Source organism: Burkholderia sp. BE12, assembly GCF_002959955.1.
Taxonomy (GTDB): Bacteria; Pseudomonadota; Gammaproteobacteria; order Burkholderiales; family Burkholderiaceae; genus Burkholderia.
The window spans coordinates 117,633-136,277 of sequence record NZ_PREY01000019.1 but is presented as its reverse complement, the minus strand read 5'-3'; the positions used below and the strand labels follow the sequence as shown (position 1 = coordinate 136,277).

General features: G+C 69.8%; 19 protein-coding genes. 9 read left to right on the top strand and 10 right to left on the bottom strand.

Going from position 1 to position 18,645, the window contains the following annotated elements; all coding sequences use genetic code 11:
• Positions 1-163: 163 nt before the first annotated feature.
• On the top strand, positions 164-433 hold the full coding sequence (locus C4B30_RS21915; RefSeq protein ID WP_027786013.1) for a DUF4148 domain-containing protein: 270 nt from the start codon (positions 164-166) through the stop codon (positions 431-433).
• 35 nt (positions 434-468) lie between these two features.
• Complete coding sequence (locus C4B30_RS21910; protein ID WP_027786014.1) at positions 469-1,680, top strand: MFS transporter; 1,212 nt, start codon at positions 469-471, stop codon at positions 1,678-1,680.
• Positions 1,681-1,710: 30 nt separating this feature from the next.
• Here C4B30_RS21910 and C4B30_RS21905 read toward each other — a convergent pair whose 3' ends face one another.
• Positions 1,711-2,190 carry a response regulator gene (locus tag C4B30_RS21905; protein WP_089502448.1) on the bottom strand — a complete coding sequence of 160 codons (480 nt, stop codon included), beginning with the start codon at positions 2,188-2,190 and terminating at the stop codon, positions 1,711-1,713.
• A 232-nt stretch (positions 2,191-2,422) separates the two neighbouring features.
• Between C4B30_RS21905 and C4B30_RS21900 the strand changes: the two genes are divergently transcribed.
• Together C4B30_RS21900 and C4B30_RS21895 are read left to right on the top strand one after the other, a co-directional pair.
• On the top strand, positions 2,423-3,085 hold the full coding sequence (locus C4B30_RS21900) for a UdgX family uracil-DNA binding protein (protein ID WP_027786016.1): 663 nt from the start codon (positions 2,423-2,425) through the stop codon (positions 3,083-3,085).
• The gene (locus C4B30_RS21895) at positions 3,082-4,374 is read left to right on the top strand and encodes an Nramp family divalent metal transporter (protein WP_027786017.1); all 1,293 of its coding nucleotides are present in this window, start codon (positions 3,082-3,084) and stop codon (positions 4,372-4,374) included. The genes C4B30_RS21900 and C4B30_RS21895 overlap by 4 nt, the downstream gene beginning before the upstream one ends.
• A 94-nt stretch (positions 4,375-4,468) precedes the next feature.
• On the opposite strand, the gene C4B30_RS21890 is transcribed toward C4B30_RS21895, so the two are convergent.
• The 7 genes from C4B30_RS21890 to C4B30_RS21860 form a co-directional block, all read right to left on the bottom strand.
• The gene (locus C4B30_RS21890) at positions 4,469-5,080 is read right to left on the bottom strand and encodes a hypothetical protein (protein ID WP_027786018.1); all 612 of its coding nucleotides are present in this window, start codon (positions 5,078-5,080) and stop codon (positions 4,469-4,471) included.
• A gap of 58 nt (positions 5,081-5,138) precedes the next feature.
• On the bottom strand, positions 5,139-5,753 hold the full coding sequence (locus tag C4B30_RS21885) for a DUF4142 domain-containing protein (protein WP_027786019.1): 615 nt from the start codon (positions 5,751-5,753) through the stop codon (positions 5,139-5,141).
• Between the two features lie 34 nt (positions 5,754-5,787).
• Entirely contained in the window at positions 5,788-6,645 is an 858-nt protein-coding gene (locus C4B30_RS21880) for an SDR family oxidoreductase (RefSeq protein ID WP_027786020.1), read from the bottom strand.
• A 128-nt stretch (positions 6,646-6,773) separates the two neighbouring features.
• Positions 6,774-7,340: a hypothetical protein gene (locus C4B30_RS21875; RefSeq protein WP_027786021.1), complete on the bottom strand. Its 567-nt coding sequence runs from the start codon at positions 7,338-7,340 to the stop codon at positions 6,774-6,776.
• A 61-nt stretch (positions 7,341-7,401) separates the two neighbouring features.
• Complete coding sequence (locus tag C4B30_RS21870; protein ID WP_027786022.1) at positions 7,402-7,701, bottom strand: DUF2795 domain-containing protein; 300 nt, start codon at positions 7,699-7,701, stop codon at positions 7,402-7,404.
• A gap of 27 nt (positions 7,702-7,728) precedes the next feature.
• Positions 7,729-8,757 carry an SDR family oxidoreductase gene (locus tag C4B30_RS21865; RefSeq protein WP_027786023.1) on the bottom strand — a complete coding sequence of 343 codons (1,029 nt, stop codon included), beginning with the start codon at positions 8,755-8,757 and terminating at the stop codon, positions 7,729-7,731.
• A 27-nt stretch (positions 8,758-8,784) separates the two neighbouring features.
• Positions 8,785-9,186, bottom strand: a complete 402-nt coding sequence (locus C4B30_RS21860) for a BON domain-containing protein (RefSeq protein ID WP_027786024.1) — start codon at positions 9,184-9,186, stop codon at positions 8,785-8,787.
• Between the two features lie 245 nt (positions 9,187-9,431).
• Between C4B30_RS21860 and C4B30_RS21855 the strand changes: the two genes are divergently transcribed.
• Positions 9,432-10,751 carry a glycosyltransferase family 4 protein gene (locus C4B30_RS21855; RefSeq protein WP_027786025.1) on the top strand — a complete coding sequence of 440 codons (1,320 nt, stop codon included), beginning with the start codon at positions 9,432-9,434 and terminating at the stop codon, positions 10,749-10,751.
• Positions 10,751-11,797 (top strand): UDP-glucuronic acid decarboxylase family protein, encoded by a 1,047-nt coding sequence (locus tag C4B30_RS21850; protein ID WP_027786026.1) that lies wholly within the window; start codon positions 10,751-10,753, stop codon positions 11,795-11,797. Before C4B30_RS21855 ends, C4B30_RS21850 begins: the two co-directional genes overlap by 1 nt.
• Before the next feature lie 22 nt (positions 11,798-11,819).
• Here the strand turns inward: C4B30_RS21850 and C4B30_RS21845 are convergent, their stop codons facing one another.
• Positions 11,820-14,126 carry a hybrid sensor histidine kinase/response regulator gene (locus tag C4B30_RS21845; RefSeq protein ID WP_027786027.1) on the bottom strand — a complete coding sequence of 769 codons (2,307 nt, stop codon included), beginning with the start codon at positions 14,124-14,126 and terminating at the stop codon, positions 11,820-11,822.
• Between the two features lie 119 nt (positions 14,127-14,245).
• On the opposite strand from C4B30_RS21845, the gene C4B30_RS21840 reads away from it, so the two are divergent.
• Both C4B30_RS21840 and C4B30_RS21835 read left to right on the top strand, forming a co-directional pair.
• Positions 14,246-14,941, top strand: coding sequence for a PIG-L family deacetylase (locus C4B30_RS21840; protein ID WP_027786028.1), 696 nt, complete (start codon positions 14,246-14,248; stop codon positions 14,939-14,941).
• Positions 14,920-15,843 (top strand): glycosyltransferase family 2 protein, encoded by a 924-nt coding sequence (locus C4B30_RS21835; RefSeq protein ID WP_027786029.1) that lies wholly within the window; start codon positions 14,920-14,922, stop codon positions 15,841-15,843. The genes C4B30_RS21840 and C4B30_RS21835 overlap by 22 nt, the downstream gene beginning before the upstream one ends.
• Positions 15,844-15,872: 29 nt before the next feature.
• On the opposite strand, the gene C4B30_RS21830 is transcribed toward C4B30_RS21835, so the two are convergent.
• On the bottom strand, positions 15,873-17,240 hold the full coding sequence (locus tag C4B30_RS21830; RefSeq protein WP_027786030.1) for a sigma-54-dependent transcriptional regulator: 1,368 nt from the start codon (positions 17,238-17,240) through the stop codon (positions 15,873-15,875).
• Between the two features lie 346 nt (positions 17,241-17,586).
• On the opposite strand from C4B30_RS21830, the gene C4B30_RS21825 reads away from it, so the two are divergent.
• Positions 17,587-18,645, top strand: a complete 1,059-nt coding sequence (locus C4B30_RS21825; protein WP_089502431.1) for a sigma-54 interaction domain-containing protein — start codon at positions 17,587-17,589, stop codon at positions 18,643-18,645.

The following is an 18,645-nucleotide window of genomic DNA, read 5'->3' as shown; positions in this document are numbered from 1 at the left end:
AATCCTAGCACCGCCCGCGCCAATTCATCGGCGTGGCTAATAAGTCCAAGCGCGGCGAGCTACTTAATCGATGCCGGACGGCTCGCTAGACTGCGAAGCCATCGACCCATCGCGTCGCGTCGCGCTCCCAGCCGACACGCCGCCCCTTTCGGAACCACACGCCATGAAAATCCGCGTTTTCCCCCTCGTTACCGCCGTCGCCGCGCTGGTCGGCTCCGCCCCGCTGCTCGCGCAATCCGCGCCTGGCCTCACGCGCGACCAGGTCCGCGAGGACATGGTTCGCTACGCATCGGCCGGTTTCAATCCCGCCCGCATGAATCCGCGCACGTGGGTCGACGACGCACAGGCCGCCGCCGTGAAGGTGCAGGCCGCGCGCAACGACGACGCGAGCACGCATCTGGCCGGCCGCGACACGGCCGCGCATTGCGACTGAGCGCACGACCGACGCCTTCCGCATCGATTCCCGTCATGCCCTCCGTTTCCACTCCCGAGCGCGGCGCCGCAGCCGGCCATACCGCCGCATGGGGCGCCGTCCTTGCGATGTCGCTCGGCGCGTTCGCGCTGGTCGCCTCCGAATTCATGCCGGTCAGCCTGCTCACGCCGATCGCGGGCGACCTGCACGTCAGCGAAGGTCAGGCCGGCCAGGCGATCTCCGTATCGGGCGCGTTCGCGCTCGTGACGAGCCTGCTGATCGCGTCGCTCGCCGGGCGCTGCGATCGCAAGCGCGTGCTGCTGTCGCTGACGCTGCTGACGATCGTGTCCGGCACGGTCGTCGCGTTCGCGCCGAACTATGCGGCGTTCATCGCCGGCCGCGCGCTGATCGGCGTGGCGATCGGCGGTTTCTGGTCGATGTCCGCCGCGACCGCGATGCGCCTCGTGCCGGACCGGCAGGTACCGCGCGCGCTCGCGATCGTGAATGGCGGCAACGCGCTCGCGACCGTCGTGGCCGCGCCGCTCGGCAGCTTCCTCGGCGCGATCGTCGGCTGGCGCTGGGCATTCTTCTGCGTCGTGCCGGTGGCCGCCCTCGCGCTCGGCTGGAAGCTCGTCAGCCTGCCGTCGATGCCCTCGGCGCCGCAGCGCACGCGGGTCGGTGCGGCGACGCTGCTGGCCCGGCCGCCGGTCGCGGTCGGCATGGCCGCGGTGGGCGTGTTCTTCATGGGACAGTTCGCGCTGTTCACCTACCTGCGCCCGTTTCTCGAAACCGTCACGCATGCCGGCACGACCGCGCTGTCGCTGATGCTGCTCGGGATCGGCATCGCGGGTGTCGCGGGCACGGCGCTGATCGGCGGCGTCCTGAAATACGGGCTGTACCGGGCACTCGTCGCCACGCCGCTGCTGATGGCCGCGATCGCGCTCGCGTTGACGGGCTTCGGCGCGTCGACGGCGGCAACCGCGTGCCTGCTCGCGCTGTGGGGCCTGCTCGGTACGGCGGCGCCGGTAGGCTGGTGGACCTGGCTCGCGCGCACGTTGCCGCGCGACGCGGAGGCCGGCGGCGGGCTGATGGTGGCGGTCGTGCAACTGGCGATCACGCTCGGCGCGACGACGGGCGGCCTGCTGTTCGACCTGCACGGCTACCGTGCGACCTTCGCGTTCAGCGCCGCGCTGCTCGTGCTCGCCAGCGCGCTGGCCGTCGCGGCGGGGCGGTCGAGCGCCCGTGCCGCGCCGCGCACCGTCGCCTGACCGGCCGCGCCCTGCGCGCCGCCGGCCTTTTTACAAGGGTCGTGTAACGTCCTCGTCCGGCGTCACCGCACCGCCGCTCGCCGATTCGAGGTAGCCCAGCAGGCGGTGCGGCGTCAGCGGCTTCGCGCAATGCGCATCGAAGCCGGCTTCCTTCGCCTGTTCGCGATCCCGCCGCGACGCCAGCCCGCTGCACGCGACCAGCAGCATGTCCGATGTCTGCGGATCGCCGCGCAGCCGCGTCGCGAGTTCCAGTCCGTCGAGGCCCGGCATCGCGATATCGAGCACGACCGCGAACGGCTGCCAGTCGCGCGCGACGTCGCACACGGCGAACGGATCGTCGGCGACCCGGCACTCGAAGCCGCGCGCCTCGAGCAGCAGGCGCAGCGCATCCGCCGCATCGCGATAGTCGTCGACGACCAGCACGCGGCGCGGGCGGCGCGGCACGCTGTCGGGCGCGCGCCACAGCAGCACGTCGTCGGCGGCGGGATCGTCGCCGGGGTCGGGTTGCATCTGCTTCTCCTGTCGTTGGCCGGGCTTGCCACGCAAGGCGCGCGCCCATACCGACCGCATGCGGCATGCCGGTTGCTGTCTCGTTCGTATCGTCGACTCCGGAGTCCTTCATGCGTGCGATGCGGCTTCAATCGGCCCGATTGCCTCCCTCTGCGCGTGCGACCACGCGATTGCCGAAGCGTTCCGCCCGATCGCGGCGCGCTGCTGCGTCGGCCTGCGCCGGAGGCGCCGCATGACCCGCAAAGCGCCCGCCCCTCCGGCTTCGCCGCCCGACGACGAGGCCCCGCGCACGCTCGACGCGTGCCGCCGCTGCGCGCTGTGGGAACACGCGACGCAGCCGGTGCCGGGCGCAGGGCCGGTCGACGCGACGATCATGCTGGTCGGCGAGCAGCCGGGCGACCAGGAAGACCGCGCGGGCATGCCGTTCGTCGGTGCGGCCGGCCGCATGCTGGACCGCGCGCTCGACGAAGCCGGAATCGAACGCTCGCACGTCTACCTGACGAACGCGGTCAAGCACTTCAAATGGGAACCGCGCGGCAAGCGGCGGCTGCACAAGACGCCCGCGCAGCGCGAAGTGGCCGCGTGCCGCTACTGGCTCGAACGCGAACTGGAAACCGTACAGCCGCGCGTGGTGGTCGCGCTCGGCGCGACGGCGTTGCGCGCGGTGCTGCAGGACAACGACGCGACGCTCGAGCGCACGCGCGCGCCGGTGCGCACCGACGACGGCCGGCTCGTCGTCGCCACCTATCATCCGTCGTACGTGCTGCGCACGCGCGGCGCCGATTCCCGCGAACACGCGTACCGCACGCTGGTCGACGCGCTGCGCACCGCGTCGCGCCTCGCGCGCGAGCGACGCCACGGCGGCGGGCACCCGTCGCACGGGGATGCCGGATGAGCCGACTGGGCGAAGACGCGCGGGCGGCGGCCGGGGCGCCGCCGCCCGCCGCGAAACCGTGGTATCGGCGGCTCGGCCCCGGCCTGCTCGCGGGCGCGTCGGACGCCGATCCGAGCAACGTCGCCGTCTACGCGCAGGCCGGCAGCCAGTTCGGTTTCAACATGCTGTGGATGATCGTCGTCACGCTGCCGATGATGGTCGCCGTGCAGCTCGCGGCGGCGTTCATCGGGCGACGCAATCGCGAAGGTCTCGTGGCCGGCATTCGCGAACACTTTTCCGATCGCGTCGCGAAGACGCTGATCGTGATGGTCGTGATCGTCAACGTCGTGAACGTCGGCGCCGATCTTGCGGCGATGGGCGATGCGACAGCGCTCGTCGTCGGCGGCCGCAGCTACTGGTATGCGCCGGTCTACGGGATCGCATCGCTCGCGTTGCAGGTGATGCTGTCATACGAGCGCTACGCGCGCTGGCTGAAATGGATGACGCTTGGCCTGATCGCGTACGTGCTCGAACTCGGCTTCGTGCACGTCGACTGGGGCAACGTGCTGCATGCGATCGTGCTGCCGCAGATCGCGTTCACGCATGCGTATGCGACCACCGCGGTCGCCGTGCTCGGCACGACGCTGAGCCCGTACCTGTTCGTGTGGCAGGCCGCGCTCGAAGTCGAGCAAACCACGGCCGAGCAACAGGACGGCGAACGCGACACGCGCCGCGAGACCGAGCAGCGCGTCACGGTCGATACGTGGACCGGCATGGTCGTCACCAACGCGGTGTCGTTCTGCATCATGGTGATCGGCGCGGCCGTTTTCTTCGCGCACGGCCGGCACGACATCGGCAGCACCGCGCAGGCCGCCGAGGCGCTGCGGCCGATCGCCGGCGAAGCTGCGTTCCTGGTGTTCGCGTTCGGCATCGTCGGCTGCGGCCTGCTCGCGATTCCCGCGTTCGCGGGCAGCGCCGCCTACGGTTGCGCGGAAGCCTGGCGGTTCCGCGAAGGGCTGAACGAGCCCGTGCGGCGCGCGCCCGCCTTCTACACGGTGCTGGCGCTGTGCGTGATCGTCGGCATCGCGATCTGCTTCAGCCCGATCGACCCGATCCGGGCGTTGTACTGGAGCGCCGTGCTCAACGGCGTGGCCGCGGTGCCGATGCTCGTGCTCGTGATGTTGCTGTCGGGGAAGCGCGACGCTGCCGGCCAGCCCGGGAGCGGCCCGGTATCGAAACTGTTCGGCTGGCTGGCGGTGGTGCTGATGGCGGCGTCGGTGGTGACGATGATCGTCGACGCGCTGACGTGAGGGATCGATACGGCCGGGTACAGTAAGTTGCGTACGCAACCTTCATGACGAGCAGGCGGGCGCCGCGCCACGCGCGACGCCGCCCGCCCGGGCGTTACATCATCTTGCCGCGCGAGCGCTCGGCACGTGCCGCATCGGCGGCGGATTCCACCTTCTTCACTTCCTCCGGCGGCGGCAGCACCGCCTTGAAGCCCATCGACTCGATCCACATCTCGCGCGCCCAGCCACGCGTGTGATACAGGTGATGATCCTCGTCGGCCTCGACCTCGTCGTGCGCGGCCTTCAGCGCCTTCGCGGCGTCACTGTCGGGCAACTGGTCGGCCGCGTAGCCGATCAGTTCCCAGTTCAGGTGATCCTTGGTTTCGGCCAGCACCACGCACTCGGCCGCCACCACCTGCGCGACCGCCGGGTCGGCCTGCTTCCTCGCCTGCTCGATCACCTGCACCAGCGACTTGCCGGTGGCCGCTACCGCGGCGCGCCCCGGCGATTGCGCATCGGGATCGAGGCCGAGCGTTTCGAATACCTTGCGCAGCACCTCCTGGTGATGCAGCGTCTCGCGGTGGTATTTCTCCCATTCCTTGTGCAGGTCCTCGTCGGTCGCGCACTGGAGTGCGGCCTCGTAGATCTGCGCGCCGCCAAGCTCGGTCTCGTATGCCTGGCAGAGCAGTTCGAGGATACCTTCGTGCTTCGATTGCCGTTGGGCCATGACTGCTTCTCCGAAAAAGCGGGCCGCACGTGCGGCCCGGAGGTGAACCGGGCACGCACTATTGCGCGCCCACCTTGCGTGCAACCGTCTCCGCCATGCTCAGGTGATGCTTGAGCGTCGGCAGCGTGGACTTGGCGAACGCGCGCAGTTGCGCGTCCTTGCCGTCGCGGGCTTCGTCCTCGAACAACGCGACCGCCTTCTTGTGCGCATCGGGGCCGGCCGCCGCGAGATACGCGGTGTCGAAGTCGTGCCCGCTCTTGCCGCGCAGCGCCTCGACGTCGGGGTCCGAGATCTGGTCGACCTGCGGCTTCATGCCCTTGCGCGCGGCGATTTCCTCGAGCTTCGCGTTCGCCTTGCCGTGATCGGCGACCATCCGTTTCGCGAAAGCGCGCACGTCCGCCGACTGCGCCTGCTTCAGCGCTAGCTGGCTTGCCTGCACTTCCGCCTTGCCGGCCATCGCGGCCTTGTCGACGAACTCCGCGTCGGCGCCCTTCGGCGCTTTCGCGATGCCGGGGTCACCCGCGCCGCCCGCGCCCGACGACGGATTGATCACGCCGCCCGGCACATGCGAATTCGACGCGGGCGGCTCGCTCGGCATCTGCGCGCGGGCGAGGCCCGACACGGCGAGCACGCCGGCGGCGAGCGCCGCAATGGTCCAGTTGGGTTGTCTCATCTGCTTTCTCCTTGTATTTGCGTGAGCGCGGCCGTCAGCCGCCGACGATCGAGCCGCCGTTCGGATGCAGCGTCTGCCCGGTCATGTAGCTCGCGCCGTCCGACGCGAGCAGCACGTAGCAGTCGATCAGTTCGTCCGGTTGCCCCGGCCGCTTGAGCGGCACGTTCGAGCCGAATTTCTCGACCTGTTCGGGCGTGAACGTCGACGGAATCAGCGGCGTCCAGATCGGCCCCGGCGCGACCGCGTTCACGCGGATGTCGCGTTCGGCCAGCTCGATCGACAGCGACCGCGTGAACGCGACGATCGCGCCCTTGGTCGCCGAGTAGTCGGGCAGTTTCGGGCTGCCGTGATAGGCGGTGACCGAGGCCGTGTTGACGATGCGTCCGCCCTGCTTCATGTGCGGCAGCGCGGCCTGCGTGCAGAAGAACATCCCGTACACGTTCGTGCGGAACGTGCGCTCGAGCTGTTCCTCGGACACGTCCTCGATGCCCGGCTGCGGGTGCTGCTCGCCCGCGTTGTTCACGAGCACGTCGAGGCGGCCGAGCCGTTCGACCGTGCGGGCGACCGCGTCGCGCGCCTGCCGGCGATCGCCGACGTCGCATGCGATCGCCTCGCAGCGCCGGCCGGCCTGCTCGATCAGTTGCTTCGTATGCGCGGCATCGTCGGATTCCTTCAGGTAGACGATCGCGACGTCCGCGCCTTCCTTCGCGAAACCGACCGCGACGGCGCGGCCGATCCCGCTGTCGCCGCCCGTCACCAGCGCGACCTTGCCGGCGAGCTTGCCGCTGCCGACGTAGTCGGCCGCTTCGTCGCGCGGCTTCGGATGCATGTCGCGCTCGGTGCCCGGCTGATGCGCCTGTTTCTGCGGCGGCGGCGTCTGTGGGGTGGTCATGGGTTCCTCCTTGAACGGATGCCGCCGAGGCTGCGCAAGCGGCGTGCCGCGTGGGCCGCACGCCGGCCCGCACGCGGCCGCCGTGTTTCGACGGCTGGCGTTGCAAGCGTTTGGAAAAAAGGGCGTATTCAGTGCGGGCCGCCGGATTCGGCTTCGTCCGGCCGGCGCACCGGATCGAAGTCGCGCCATTCGCCGTCCTGCCATTCGCCTTCGACGCGCTCGATCGACTTCGCTCCGGTCGCACGCAGCACGTCTTCCGCGGCCGTCGCGGTGTCGGGCGTCACGCGCGCGGCGAGGATCACGCCCGTTTCGCTCTGCGCAAGCGTGCCCTTGCCTTCGGCCTGCTGGCCGCGCATCCGGCCGAGCGCGCCGCCGAAGGCGCCGAGATACGCGCCGGCCAGCGCGCCCGCGGCCGGCACGAACCAGTAGCGCAAGCCGACGGCGTACACGATCAAACCGATGACGACGCCGATCAGCAACCCGCGGATCGCGCCGATCATCGCGCCCCGGCCGCCCGGCTTCGCCGCCGTGTCGGCATATACGTCGCCGCCGATCGGGAAGCGCGCATGCTGGCCGCCCGGGTTCAGGAAGAAGATCGACACGTCGTCGGGCCCGAACGCGCGCTCGTAAAGGTGACGCGCCCCACCTTCCGCTTCATCGAACGTCGTGAAACGGCCTGCGACGATCATCGCCATGGTCGTGCTCCTCATGATGGGTGCGCCGCGCGCTCGCGCGCGCGACGCAACGGGGCGGCGCTTACATCAGCCGCCCGAGTTCCTTCGATACCGACGCCGGCGTGTCGTATTCGCGCTCGGGAATCTTGCGCAGCATGTCGAGCACCTGGCGGTCCGCATGCGAGCGTTCCGCGCACTGCACGACGTCGGACTTGCTGGCGGGGTAGTCCATTCCCTTCAGCGCCTTCTGCACGTCGACCGGGCTCGGCGGCTTGCCGTGCCCGGTCTGGTGCCCGCCCTTGTCGTGGTCCTGCTGCGTGCGCTCGCCTTCGTGCGCGCGCGAGTGGCTGTATTCGTGGCCCGTATGTTGTCGGGATGTCATGAAAGCCTCCTTGGAAAATCGATGAAATCACGCGGACGAGCGGCGCGACCGCGCGAACGCGGCAAACACCACCGCCGCCGCGCCCAGCGCGACCGCGCCGGCGACCTTGGGCCGCTGCACCACCGTGTTGTACGCACAGCTGCGCAGCACCGGCCCCTCCATGCCTTCGCGCTCGTGCAGCGCGTGGCGCGAGTCGTACAGTGCGTTGTCGTCGCGCGGCCGCGCCGGACGCACCGTGCGCTGGCCGCGCGAGAACAGCGTGGCCGCGACGCGATCGAACAGGCGAGGCGCGTGGTACGCGCTCGCCGACGTGAACTTGGCGGCACCGCCGACGAACAGCGTGCGGCGCGCGTGCGCGGCCGCGAACAGGATCGCGTCGGCCACCAGATCGGGGTCGTAGATCGGCGGCGGCAGCTTCGCCTCGACGTTCATGTAGTTCTTCGCGTGCATCACGAACATCGTGTCGATCGCGGCCGGCTTGATCAGCGTGACGGACACCGGCAGGTGATCCGCCTCCATCTCGAGCCGCAGCGAATCGGTGAAGCCCTTCACCGCGTGTTTCGACGCGACATACGCGCTTTGCAGCGGCACCGGCGCGTCGGACGCCTCGCTGCCCATGTTGATGATCGCGCCGCCGTGGAAATCGCTCTTGCGCCGGAAATGGTCGGCCGCGACGAGCGAGCCGTGCACGACGCCCCAGTAGTTGGTGTCGAACAGCCGGCGCTGATCCTCGAGCGGCACCGCGGCGGCCGTGCCGAAGATCGACACGCCCGCATTGTTGACCCAGGTGTCGAAGCCGCCGTACGTGTCGGCCGCCTTCGCGGCCGCGCGCTGTAGGTCCTCGATATTGCCGACGTCGCCGGCGACCGGCACCGCGAGGCCGCCGTGCTGGCGGATTTCCTCGCACAGCGTGTTCAGCGCTTCCTCGTTGCGCGCGAACAGCACGAGCTTCGCGCCGCGTCGTGCCGCCTTGCGCGCGGTGACGAGACCGATGCCGCTGGTCGCGCCGGTGATTACGATCGTCTGTTCGCCGACCGGTTTGAGCATGCAGTTCATCGCTGGACTCCTGTTACGGCCGCGCGGTTATTTGGGCCGGATGGTCAACTGGTCGCGCACGGACTGCACGCCGTCCACCTGCTTCACGACGCCGACGGCCTGCGTGCGCTGCTGCTCGTCGGGCACGCTGCCGGTGAGCGTCACGGTGCCGTGCCGCGTCTTCACGTGGATGTCGCCGGCCGACAGGCCGCTCGTGCCGACGAGTTCGGCCTTCGCCTTGGTCGTGATCGTCGCGTCGCGGATCTTCGTGCCGGTGCTCGAATGCGACGACGTCGACGACGATGCGGCGCCGTCGTCGCCGGCGGCGACCGCGTTCGGCGCGACGACCATGCACGCGGTGGCCGCGGCGATCGCGACCGCCATGCCGGTGCGCATCGCGCGCTGGCGGCGGATGCGCGGGGAGCGGGCTTGCAGCTGGAATACCTTCATCGTGACCTCCTTTTTCATCGGGCCGGCCGGGCCGGCGGGTGAGCAGAGGTCGCGCAAATCGCGTGCCGCGCCGCGTGCGCCGCATGCCTGCGGGAAACCGCGATCAGACGCCCTTTCATCCAACGCGTTGTAATTTTTTCGGCACACAGGGAAGCGGTTTTCCCCGCAATCCCCCGGGCATGCCGATTGCCGAGCGACCGATGACGGCGGCCCGTGTGCGCGGCCCCGATATCGGGAGCAATACCATGCAAAGAATCGCGTTGATCAGTGAACATGCATCGCCGCTCGGCGTGATCGGCGGCGTCGACGCCGGCGGTCAGAACATCTATGTCGCGAACGTCGCCAAGCAACTCGCGGAGCGCGACCTCGACGTGGACGTCTATACGCGCTGCGACAATCCGCATTTGCCGGAAGTCGTGCCGATCGGCCCGCACATGCGCGTGATCCACGTGCCGGCCGGACCGCCGACCGACGTGCCCAAGGAGCGGCTGCTGCCGTACATGGGCGCATTCGCGCAATACATGATCGCGCGCATGCGGCGCGAGCCCGACCCCGTCGACGTGATGCACGCGAACTTCTTCATGTCCGGCGACGCGGCGCTGCGCGTGAAAAAAGCGCTCGGCATCCCGCTCGTCACGACGTTCCATGCGCTCGGCCGCGTGCGGCGGCTGCACCAGGGCACGGCCGATGGCTTCCCCGACGCGCGCTTCGCGATCGAGGACACGCTCGCGCGCCGCTCGGACCGCCTGATCGCCGAGTGTCCGCAGGATGCGCTCGACCTGACGACGCACTATCGCGCCGACACCGCGCGGATCGAGATCGTGCCGTGCGGCTTCGACGCGCGGGAATTCCGGCCGGTGCCGCGCGTCGATGCGCGCGCGCGGCTGGGCTGGCCGCAGGACGCGTTCGTCGTGCTGCAACTGGGCCGCCTCGTGCCGCGCAAGGGCATCGATACCGTGATCGACGCGCTCGCGCGCATGCCGCGCGATCCGCAGCGGCCGACGCACCTGTACGTCGTCGGCGGCAGCCAGGCGGAGCCCGACCCCGCGCGCGACCCGGAACTCGCGCGGCTCGCCGCATTCGCGCACGAACTCGGGATCGCGAACCGCGTGACCTTCGTCGGCCGGCGCGACCGCGACGCGCTGCACCTGTACTACAGCGCGGCCGACGTGTTCGTGACGACGCCGTGGTACGAGCCGTTCGGCATCACGCCGGTCGAGGCGATGGCGTGCGCGGCGGCGGTGATCGGCAGCGACGTCGGCGGCATCCGCACGACGGTCGACGACGGCACCACCGGCTATCTCGTGCCGCCGCGCGACCCGGCCGCGCTGGCCGCGCGCCTGGTGCAACTACGGGCGCAACCCGACCTGTGCGCGGCGCTCGGCCGCGCCGGTTACCTGCGCGCGCATCGCTTCTACACCTGGCAAGGCGTAGCCGACCGGCTCGTCGCCATCTATCGCGACGTCGCCCACGCACAGCGCGCCGGCACGTCGGCCGGCACCGGCCGGCGCACGCCGGTCGGCCCCACGACGGGCATGCTCGCACACCGCAAGGAGAATACGTAATGAAGGGCTACGATCGAAAACGCGTCCTCGTCACCGGCGGCGCCGGCTTCCTGGGTTCGCATCTGTGCGAACGGCTCGTGACGGCCGGGCACGACGTGCTGTGCGTCGACAATTTCTACACGGGCACGAAGGACAACATCGCGCACCTGCTCGATGCGCCGAACTTCGAGCTGATGCGCCACGACGTGACGTTTCCGCTCTATGTCGAAGTCGACGAGATCTACAACCTCGCGTGTCCGGCGTCGCCCGTTCACTACCAGCGCGACCCCGTGCAGACGACGAAGACCAGCGTACACGGCGCGATCAACCTGCTCGGCCTCGCGAAACGCGTGAAGGCACGCATCCTGCAGGCATCGACGAGCGAGGTGTACGGCGACCCCGACGTCCATCCGCAGGACGAGCACTACTGCGGGCGCGTCAATCCGACCGGCATCCGGGCGTGCTACGACGAAGGCAAGCGCTGCGCGGAAACGCTGTTCGCGGACTATCACCGCCAGTACGGGGTCGACGTGCGGATCGCGCGGATCTTCAATACGTACGGCCCGCGCATGCACCCGGCCGACGGGCGCGTGGTGTCGAACTTCGTCACCCAGGCGCTCGCGGAACAGCCGCTGACCGTCTACGGCGACGGCAAGCAGACGCGCTCGTTCTGCTACGTCGACGACATGATCGACGCATTGATCCGGCTGATGGACGAACCGGGCGACGCGAGCGAGCCGGTCAATCTCGGCAGCGACGTCGAGATCGCGATGATCGACGTCGCGCGGGAAGTCGTACGGATCGTGGGCGCGAGCGTACCGATCGAGTTCCGGCCGCTGCCGTCGGACGATCCGCGCCAGCGGCGGCCGAATCTGGCCGCCGCGCAGAAGCGACTCGGCTGGCGCGCGACGACGACGCTCGCGAACGGACTCGCGCACACCGCGCGATACTTCATTCAGCGTCAGGTCACGCATCACACGCCCGGCGATCTCGTGCGCAGCACGCGAATCGCGTCGCATCTGCTCGCCCAGGTCCATACGCAGAACCGGCCGGCGCCGACCACCTGACGCGGCCGAAGCGCGACGCGCGTCAGCCGTCGCGCTTCGTCACGTGCGCGATCTTCAGCGCCAGTTCGCGCACGTCGACCGGCTTGCACAGGTAGCCGTCGAAGCCGGCTTCCAGCGCGCGGCGTTCGTCGGCGAGGCCCGCATGCGCGGTGACGGCCAGCACGCGCACGTCGAGCGGACCGTTGTCGCCGTTCGTCGTGCCGCGCCGCAACGCGTCCAGCAGCCAGAAGCCGTCGCCGTCGGGCATCGCGAGATCGGACAGCACGACCGTCGGCCGCATGTCGGCCGCCATCGCGAGCGCCTCGCGGCCGGACGATGCGATCGCGACGGCCGCGCCGAACGTGGTGAGCGCGGCCGTGAGGCTGGCACGCGTGGTTGCATCGTCGTCGACGATCAGGATGCGCTGCGTATCGAGCACGAGCGCATCGCGACGGCTGCCCGCGTGCACGATCCCCCACGCCAACGCGCCGCCCGGCTGCCATCCGGCCGGCAGCGTCACCGTGAACGTCGTGCCGCGATCGCGGCCGGCGCTCGCGACGGTCACACGGCCCCCGTGCAGCTGCGCGATGTGTCGCACGATCGACAGGCCGAGACCGAGCCCGCGCCGCGGCGACGCGGGCGAATCGTCCGCCCGGCGGAACATGTCGAACACGTACGGGACGAATTCCGTCGCGATACCCTGCCCCGTATCGACGACGGTCAGCACCGCATGCGTGTCTTCGCGCGCGAGCCGGACCGTCACGCTGCCGCCGGCCGGTGTGAATTTCAGCGCATTCGAGATGAGGTTCGACAGCATCTGCCGCAACCGCTCGGCGTCGCCCGACACGATGCACGCGGACACGTCGCAGTCGAATTCGAGCATGATGCCCGCCGACGATGCGGCGGTCTGGAACGTGCCGACCTGGTCGGAGAACAGCCGCACGACGTCGACCGGCGTCGCGTCGAGCCGCAGCTTGCCGGTCGCGAGCGACGACGCATCGAGGATGTCGCCGACCATCCGCGTGAGCGAACGCGCGCTGCGGTCGATCGCGTCGATCGCCTGATGCTGCAACGCATGGTCGCCGGTATTGCGCAGCACCTCGATCCACCCGTAGATCACGTTCAGCGGCGTGCGCAATTCGTGCGACACCGTGGCCAGCAATTCGTCCTTCAGCCGGTTCGACGTGTCGGCCTGCTCGCGCGCATGGCGCGCGCCCTGCAGCGAGCGCTGGGCCCGCAGTTCGCGGCGGCGCTGCGCGCCGGTTTCGCGCAGCGTCAGCGACAGCGCGACGCAGGCCCGCGCATCGCCCTGCACCGGGCACGCCGATACCGTCGCCCGAAAACGCCGGCCGTCGCGCCGCACGCACAGCAGCTCGAGCGGGCCGACCGGCTCGCGCATCGCGTCGAACGATTTGGCGAGCGGATTGAGCCTCAGCCAGCGCGGCGCGATCAGCGTGTCGAACCGGCGGCCGCGCGCATCGGCCTCGTCGTATCCGAAGATCCGCTGCGCAGTGGGGTTCCAGCTCGCGATACGGCCGCCGGCGTCGATCCCGACGATCGCGTCCGGCGAGGCGTCGACGACCGCATGCTGCACCCGCGACGCGTCGACGCGCGCACGGTCCGCGCCGGCATCGCGCAGCAACAGCACCGCGCCGTCGAGGTTGCCGTCCGCATCGCCGAGCGGCGACGCGACCGCGACGATCGGCACCGGCTCGCCGTCGCCGGCCTGCAGCCAGTGCCGGTCCGACGTCGCCTCGGCGCCGCCGAGCGCGCGATCGAGCGGTGTGGTCGGCACGCGACGGCCTTCGTGGTCGACGATCCGCAGGACGTCGCGCACCGGCCGCCCGACCGCATCGTCCGCCTGGCAGCCGACGAGTTGGGCCGCCGCCGCGTTGAGATAGGTGAGCCGGCCTTTCGTATCGGTCGCGATCACACCGTGCGGCAGCGCGCCCAGCACGGCTTCGAGCTGCCGGCGCGCGGCCGCCTCGCGTCGGCTCGCGCGATCGTTCGTGACGCGCGTGTGATGCAGCATCGACGCGATCGCGCACACCAGCGCACCGACCAGCATGAACGTGCCGAGCTGCACGAGCCGCTCGGGCAGCGGCGCCGTATAAGCGGCCGGATCGGACAGGAACAGCGTCCAGACGAGCAGCCCGCTGACCACGGTCGACACGATCCCGAACAGGAACGACGTCGCCCACGCGGCGCCGGCGAGCAGCGGGTAATACAGCACGAACGGCAGATTCACGCCGCCGAACCGGATCGCGAGCGTCTGCAACACGGTCGCGATCGCGACCAGCATCACGGCCGTTGCGTAATTTCCGGCCTGCGGCCGTGCAATTTCGATCATTGAACACGCTCCTGCGGAAACAGTCGACAGCGGCCCGCGCGGGCGCCGCCGGCGGGCACGGCGCATGCTGGCCGATCGGCACCGGCGGCCCGGCCGCTCACGATGGAGATCTTCACGCCATGCCCGATCCGACACGCTGGCTCGTCGTCTCGCCGCATCTCGACGATGCCGTCTTCAGTTGCGGGCAACTGCTCGCGCAGGCGCCCGGTTCGATCGTCGTCACCGTATTCGCGGGGATTCCGCCGCGCGGCACGCCCGCGCCGCCATGGGATCGCCGCGCGGGGTTCCAGCAAGCCGACGAGGCGGTGCGAGCGCGCCGCGACGAAGACCGCCGCGCGCTCGCGCTGCTCGACGCGCACCCCGTGTGGCTCGACTTCCTCGACGATCAGTACGGCCTGCCGGCCACGTCGACCGCGATCGCCGCACGCGTGGCCGCGACGATCGACGCGCACCCGGGCTTCGGCGTGCTCGCGCCGGCCGGCCTGTTCCACCGCGATCACCTGCAGGTGCAGGAAGCCATGCTGTCGCTGTTGCGTGAAGACGAGCCGTCGCGCATCTGGCGCTTCTACGAGGACATGCCCTACCGCCGCATCGACGGGCTGATGGCCAGGCGCGTGATCGGCTGGCGCGAGCGCGGCTGGATCGCGCATCCGGTCGCGCCGCCGGCCGGCGGCGATACGGAAGGCGCCACCGCGAAAGCCGCCGCCGTCGAAGCCTATGCAAGCCAGGTAACGCTGTTCGAACCTCATATGCGCGCTGCTCTCCGCGAACCCGAAACGATCTGGCGGCTCGAATGCGACGTCACGTCCGCGTAACGCCCGCGCGCGTCGCGCTGCCGCCGGCCGAGCCGCGCGTGACCGCCGTCGTGCTGACCTGCCGGCGCGCCGCCGAACTCGCGCGCACGCTCGAACACCTTTCCGCGCTGCCCGACCGGCCGGCGATCGTCGTCGTCGACAACGCAGCCGACGCCGAGACGGCCACGCTGATCCGCGAGCGCTTTGCGCATGTCGCGCTCGTGCACGCGCCGGGCAACCTCGGCGCGGCCGGCCGCAATCTCGGCGTGGCCGTGGCCCGCACGCGCCATGTCGCGTTCTGCGACGACGACACGTGGTGGGCGCCCGGTTCGATCGCCGAAGCCGCGAACCTGCTCGACGCGTATCCGCACGTCGCGGCCGTCACCGCGCGCGTGCTCGTCGGCCCCGACCGGCGCGAGGACCCGACCTGCCGGTTGATGGCCGACAGCCCGCTGGACGCGCCCGTCGCGCTGCCGGGCCGGCCGATCCTCGGGCTGCTGGCCGGCGCGACCGCGTTCCGGCGCGACGCGTTCGTGCGCGCGGGCGGCTACCATCCGCGCTACTTTCTCGGCGGCGAGGAAGCGTTGCTCGCGCTCGACCTGACTCGCGCCGGCCACTGGCTCGTGTATGCGCCCCACCTGACGGTCCATCACCACCCGTCGGCGCTGCGCGACCGGCCTACGCGCGCGCGCACCGCCGCCCGCAACGCGGTATGGACGGCGTGGCTCAGATGGCCGGCCACGGCGGCGTGGCAGCATACGGTGCGCATGCTGCCGGTGCTGCGCCGCGAACGCGCGCTCCTGCGCACGTTCGCCGGCCTGCCGTGGATCCTGCGCGAACGACGTGCTATCCCGCCGCACGTCGAACGCATGCGTCGCCGGCTCGAGCGCGACACGCACCGCGAGGCCGAAACGGGTACGTGAGCGGGTACATGAGCGCGATCGAGGCCACATCAGGAATCCGGCTTTTCCGTTTCGTCTTCCAGTTGCGCGAGCCGGTTGTAGATCGTCTTCAGACTGACGTCGAGCACCTCGGCCGCCTGCGCCTTCACGCCGCCGCATTGCGCGATCGTGCCAAGGATCAGCTTGCGGTCGACCTCCTCGAGCGGCGTGCCGAACGGCACCGTGACGCGATCTTCATGCGAATCGACCATGCTGGACAGCTCGTCCATGATTGGTGGAGGCAGCGTCTCGATCACGTCGGCATCGGTGAAGATGCTCGCGCGCTGCACGAAGTTGCGCAGCTCGCGCACGTTGCCGGGCCATTCGTAGCTCTTCAGCGCCTCGCGTGCGGCGGGCGCGAAGCGCAGGTTGCGGCCGCTTTCCTCGTTGTAGCGCTGCAGGAACGCGTCGGCGAGCATCGGGATGTCGTCGCCGCGTTCGCGCAGCGACGGCAGCGGAATCGGGAACACGTTGATCCGGTGGAACAGGTCGGGCCGCAGCTTGCCGTCCGCCATCGCCGCTTCCGGGTCGCGGTTCGTCGCGGCGACGATACGCACGTCGACGTCGATCTCGCGCGTCGAGCCGAGCCGCGTGACGCGCCCGGTCTCCAGCACGCGCAGCAGCTTGACCTGCGATTCGACCGGCATCTCGGTGATTTCGTCGAGAAACAGCGTGCCGCCGTCCGCGCGTTCGAAGAAGCCCTTGTGCTGGCGTTCCGCGCCGGTGAAGCTGCCGCGGTCGTGGCCGAACATCTCGCTCTCGACGAGATTCGCGGCGATCGCGCCGCAGTTCACCGCGAGGAACGGGCCGCGCCGGCGCAGGCTGAGGTCGTGCACGGTCTGCGCGGCGAGCTCCTTGCCGGTGCCCGATTCGCCGGTGAGCAGCACCGACGCCTCGGTGCGCGCGACGCGGCCGATCGCGTCGTAGACGGCCTGCATCGCCGGCGAGCTGCCGAGCATGCGGCCGAACCGGCCGAGGCGCTGCAGTTCCGAGCGCAGCTCCGCGATTTCCTCGTGCAGCGCGGTCGTGCGAGGCACGCGCGCGAAGATGCTGTTGAGCCGCTGCATGTTGAGCGGCTTCACCAGATAGTCGGTCGCGCCGCGCCGCAACGCATCGATCGCGGTTTCGAGGCTCGCGTGGCCGGTGGTCAACACGATTTCGCAATGCCCGCGCTTGGGTAATGCGTCGAACAGATCCATCCCGTTGCCGTCGGGCAGCACGAGATCGCACAGCACGAGATCGGGGGTATGCGTCGAGACGAGCGTGCGCGCTTCTTCAAGCGTCGCGGCCGTATCGCACGTAAGCTGCTGCGTGCGCGCGAGCGTGGCCAGCATCGTTCGCGTATCGGCGTCGTCTTCGACGATCAGGACGTAAGGCATCGAGGCTCCTTGTAATGCGGCCCGGCGCATACGTGGGCCGGCACCGCGACCACGTGCAGCGTCATGCGCGTCAGCGAGCCCACGACGGCACTTTCAACGCTGCACACGAACGGGCAGACAAGCTGTCCTGCACTGAAAACGAGTGCTTAGCAGTATAGAAGAACGATGTCGTGCATTCGCCGCTCATCGAATAAATCTATCTGCCGGCGCAAGCTGCATTGCCAGATTCAATGTCGACGAATCGGTATAAAAGGTATCCTGCTTACGTGAAAGACGACGTATGCCACGTCGTTTTTTACCTGATCACGACACGTTCGGTCAAAACTTCCCAACCCGGTCATACCCCATGTCGAAATCCGACGATGACGGCACGCGACTGTTCGGTCGTTCGCGAACAATTCAGGATTTGCTGCTGAAAGTGTCGCGCGTCGCCGCCACCCGCCTGAGTGTGCTGGTGGTCGGCGAAAGCGGTGCGGGCAAGGATATCGTCGCCCGGCTCATTCACGACATGAGCCCGCGCCGGCGCGGGCCGTTCGTGCCCGTCAACTGCGGCGCGATTCCGAAGGACCTCGCGGAGTCGCAGTTGTTCGGTCACGAAAAAGGCAGCTTCACGGGCGCCGTGGCGCAACATGTCGGCATGTTCGAAGCCGCGCGCGGCGGCACGCTGTTTCTCGATGAAATCGCCGAGATGCCCGCCGAGCTGCAGGTCAAGCTGCTGCGCACGCTCGAAACCAACACGATCGTGCGCGTCGGCGGCCACGAGGCGATTCCGCTCGACGTGCGAATCGTCGCGGCCACCCACCACGATCCGGTCGAGGCATTGCGCAGCGGCAGGCTGCGCGAAGACCTGTTCTACCGGATCGCACCGGTCGCGCTGCACGTGCCCGCGCTCAGGCAGCGCGAGGACGACGTCGGCGACATCGCGCTGCAGATCGTCGAACGGCTGAACGCGCGGCACCGCACGAGGAAGCGCCTGTCGACGCAGGCGATGAAGGCGCTGCGCGCGTACACGTGGCCCGGCAACGTGCGCGAACTGCGCAACGCGCTGGAGCGCGCATTCATCCTCGCCGACGAGCAGATCGAACTGCAGTTGCCGCGCCGCCAGCCGCCGCGCGAGGAAGTGCGCCACAACGCGATGACGCTGCATATCGGCACGACGCTCGCGCATACGCAGCAGCGCTTCATCGTCGCGTCGCTGCGCCATTTCAACGGCGACAAGCCGCGCACCGCGAAGGCGCTCGGCATCAGCCTGAAAACGCTGTACAACCGCCTCGCGCTGCTGCCCGAAAACGAGCGCAATGCGGCCAGCGGCATCGCGCCGGCGGCGCCGAACGCCGCGAGCGGCGGCAGCGCGAGCGCTTCGCCGCCCTCACCGTCCGCTTCTCCGCCCGCGACGGCGCCGTGA

Excerpts from the sequence above, each read along its gene's own strand:
- C4B30_RS21825 (WP_089502431.1), top strand. The coding sequence starts at position 17,587 with ATGTCGAAATCCGACGATGACGGCACGCGACTGTTCGGTCGTTCGCGA.
- C4B30_RS21910 (WP_027786014.1), top strand. The coding sequence starts at position 469 with ATGCCCTCCGTTTCCACTCCCGAGCGCGGCGCCGCAGCCGGCCATACC.
- C4B30_RS21870 (WP_027786022.1), bottom strand. The coding sequence starts at position 7,701 with ATGACATCCCGACAACATACGGGCCACGAATACAGCCACTCGCGCGCG.
- C4B30_RS21890 (WP_027786018.1), bottom strand. The coding sequence starts at position 5,080 with ATGGCCCAACGGCAATCGAAGCACGAAGGTATCCTCGAACTGCTCTGC.
- C4B30_RS21895 (WP_027786017.1), top strand. The coding sequence starts at position 3,082 with ATGAGCCGACTGGGCGAAGACGCGCGGGCGGCGGCCGGGGCGCCGCCG.
- C4B30_RS21905 (WP_089502448.1), bottom strand. The coding sequence starts at position 2,190 with ATGCAACCCGACCCCGGCGACGATCCCGCCGCCGACGACGTGCTGCTG.
- C4B30_RS21845 (WP_027786027.1), bottom strand. The coding sequence starts at position 14,126 with ATGATCGAAATTGCACGGCCGCAGGCCGGAAATTACGCAACGGCCGTG.
- C4B30_RS21865 (WP_027786023.1), bottom strand. The coding sequence starts at position 8,757 with ATGAACTGCATGCTCAAACCGGTCGGCGAACAGACGATCGTAATCACC.
- C4B30_RS21835 (WP_027786029.1), top strand. The coding sequence starts at position 14,920 with ATGCGACGTCACGTCCGCGTAACGCCCGCGCGCGTCGCGCTGCCGCCG.
- C4B30_RS21880 (WP_027786020.1), bottom strand. The coding sequence starts at position 6,645 with ATGACCACCCCACAGACGCCGCCGCCGCAGAAACAGGCGCATCAGCCG.
- C4B30_RS21885 (WP_027786019.1), bottom strand. The coding sequence starts at position 5,753 with ATGAGACAACCCAACTGGACCATTGCGGCGCTCGCCGCCGGCGTGCTC.
- C4B30_RS21860 (WP_027786024.1), bottom strand. The coding sequence starts at position 9,186 with ATGAAGGTATTCCAGCTGCAAGCCCGCTCCCCGCGCATCCGCCGCCAG.
- C4B30_RS21830 (WP_027786030.1), bottom strand. The coding sequence starts at position 17,240 with ATGCCTTACGTCCTGATCGTCGAAGACGACGCCGATACGCGAACGATG.
- C4B30_RS21900 (WP_027786016.1), top strand. The coding sequence starts at position 2,423 with ATGACCCGCAAAGCGCCCGCCCCTCCGGCTTCGCCGCCCGACGACGAG.
- C4B30_RS21850 (WP_027786026.1), top strand. The coding sequence starts at position 10,751 with ATGAAGGGCTACGATCGAAAACGCGTCCTCGTCACCGGCGGCGCCGGC.
- C4B30_RS21840 (WP_027786028.1), top strand. The coding sequence starts at position 14,246 with ATGCCCGATCCGACACGCTGGCTCGTCGTCTCGCCGCATCTCGACGAT.
- C4B30_RS21915 (WP_027786013.1), top strand. The coding sequence starts at position 164 with ATGAAAATCCGCGTTTTCCCCCTCGTTACCGCCGTCGCCGCGCTGGTC.
- C4B30_RS21855 (WP_027786025.1), top strand. The coding sequence starts at position 9,432 with ATGCAAAGAATCGCGTTGATCAGTGAACATGCATCGCCGCTCGGCGTG.
- C4B30_RS21875 (WP_027786021.1), bottom strand. The coding sequence starts at position 7,340 with ATGGCGATGATCGTCGCAGGCCGTTTCACGACGTTCGATGAAGCGGAA.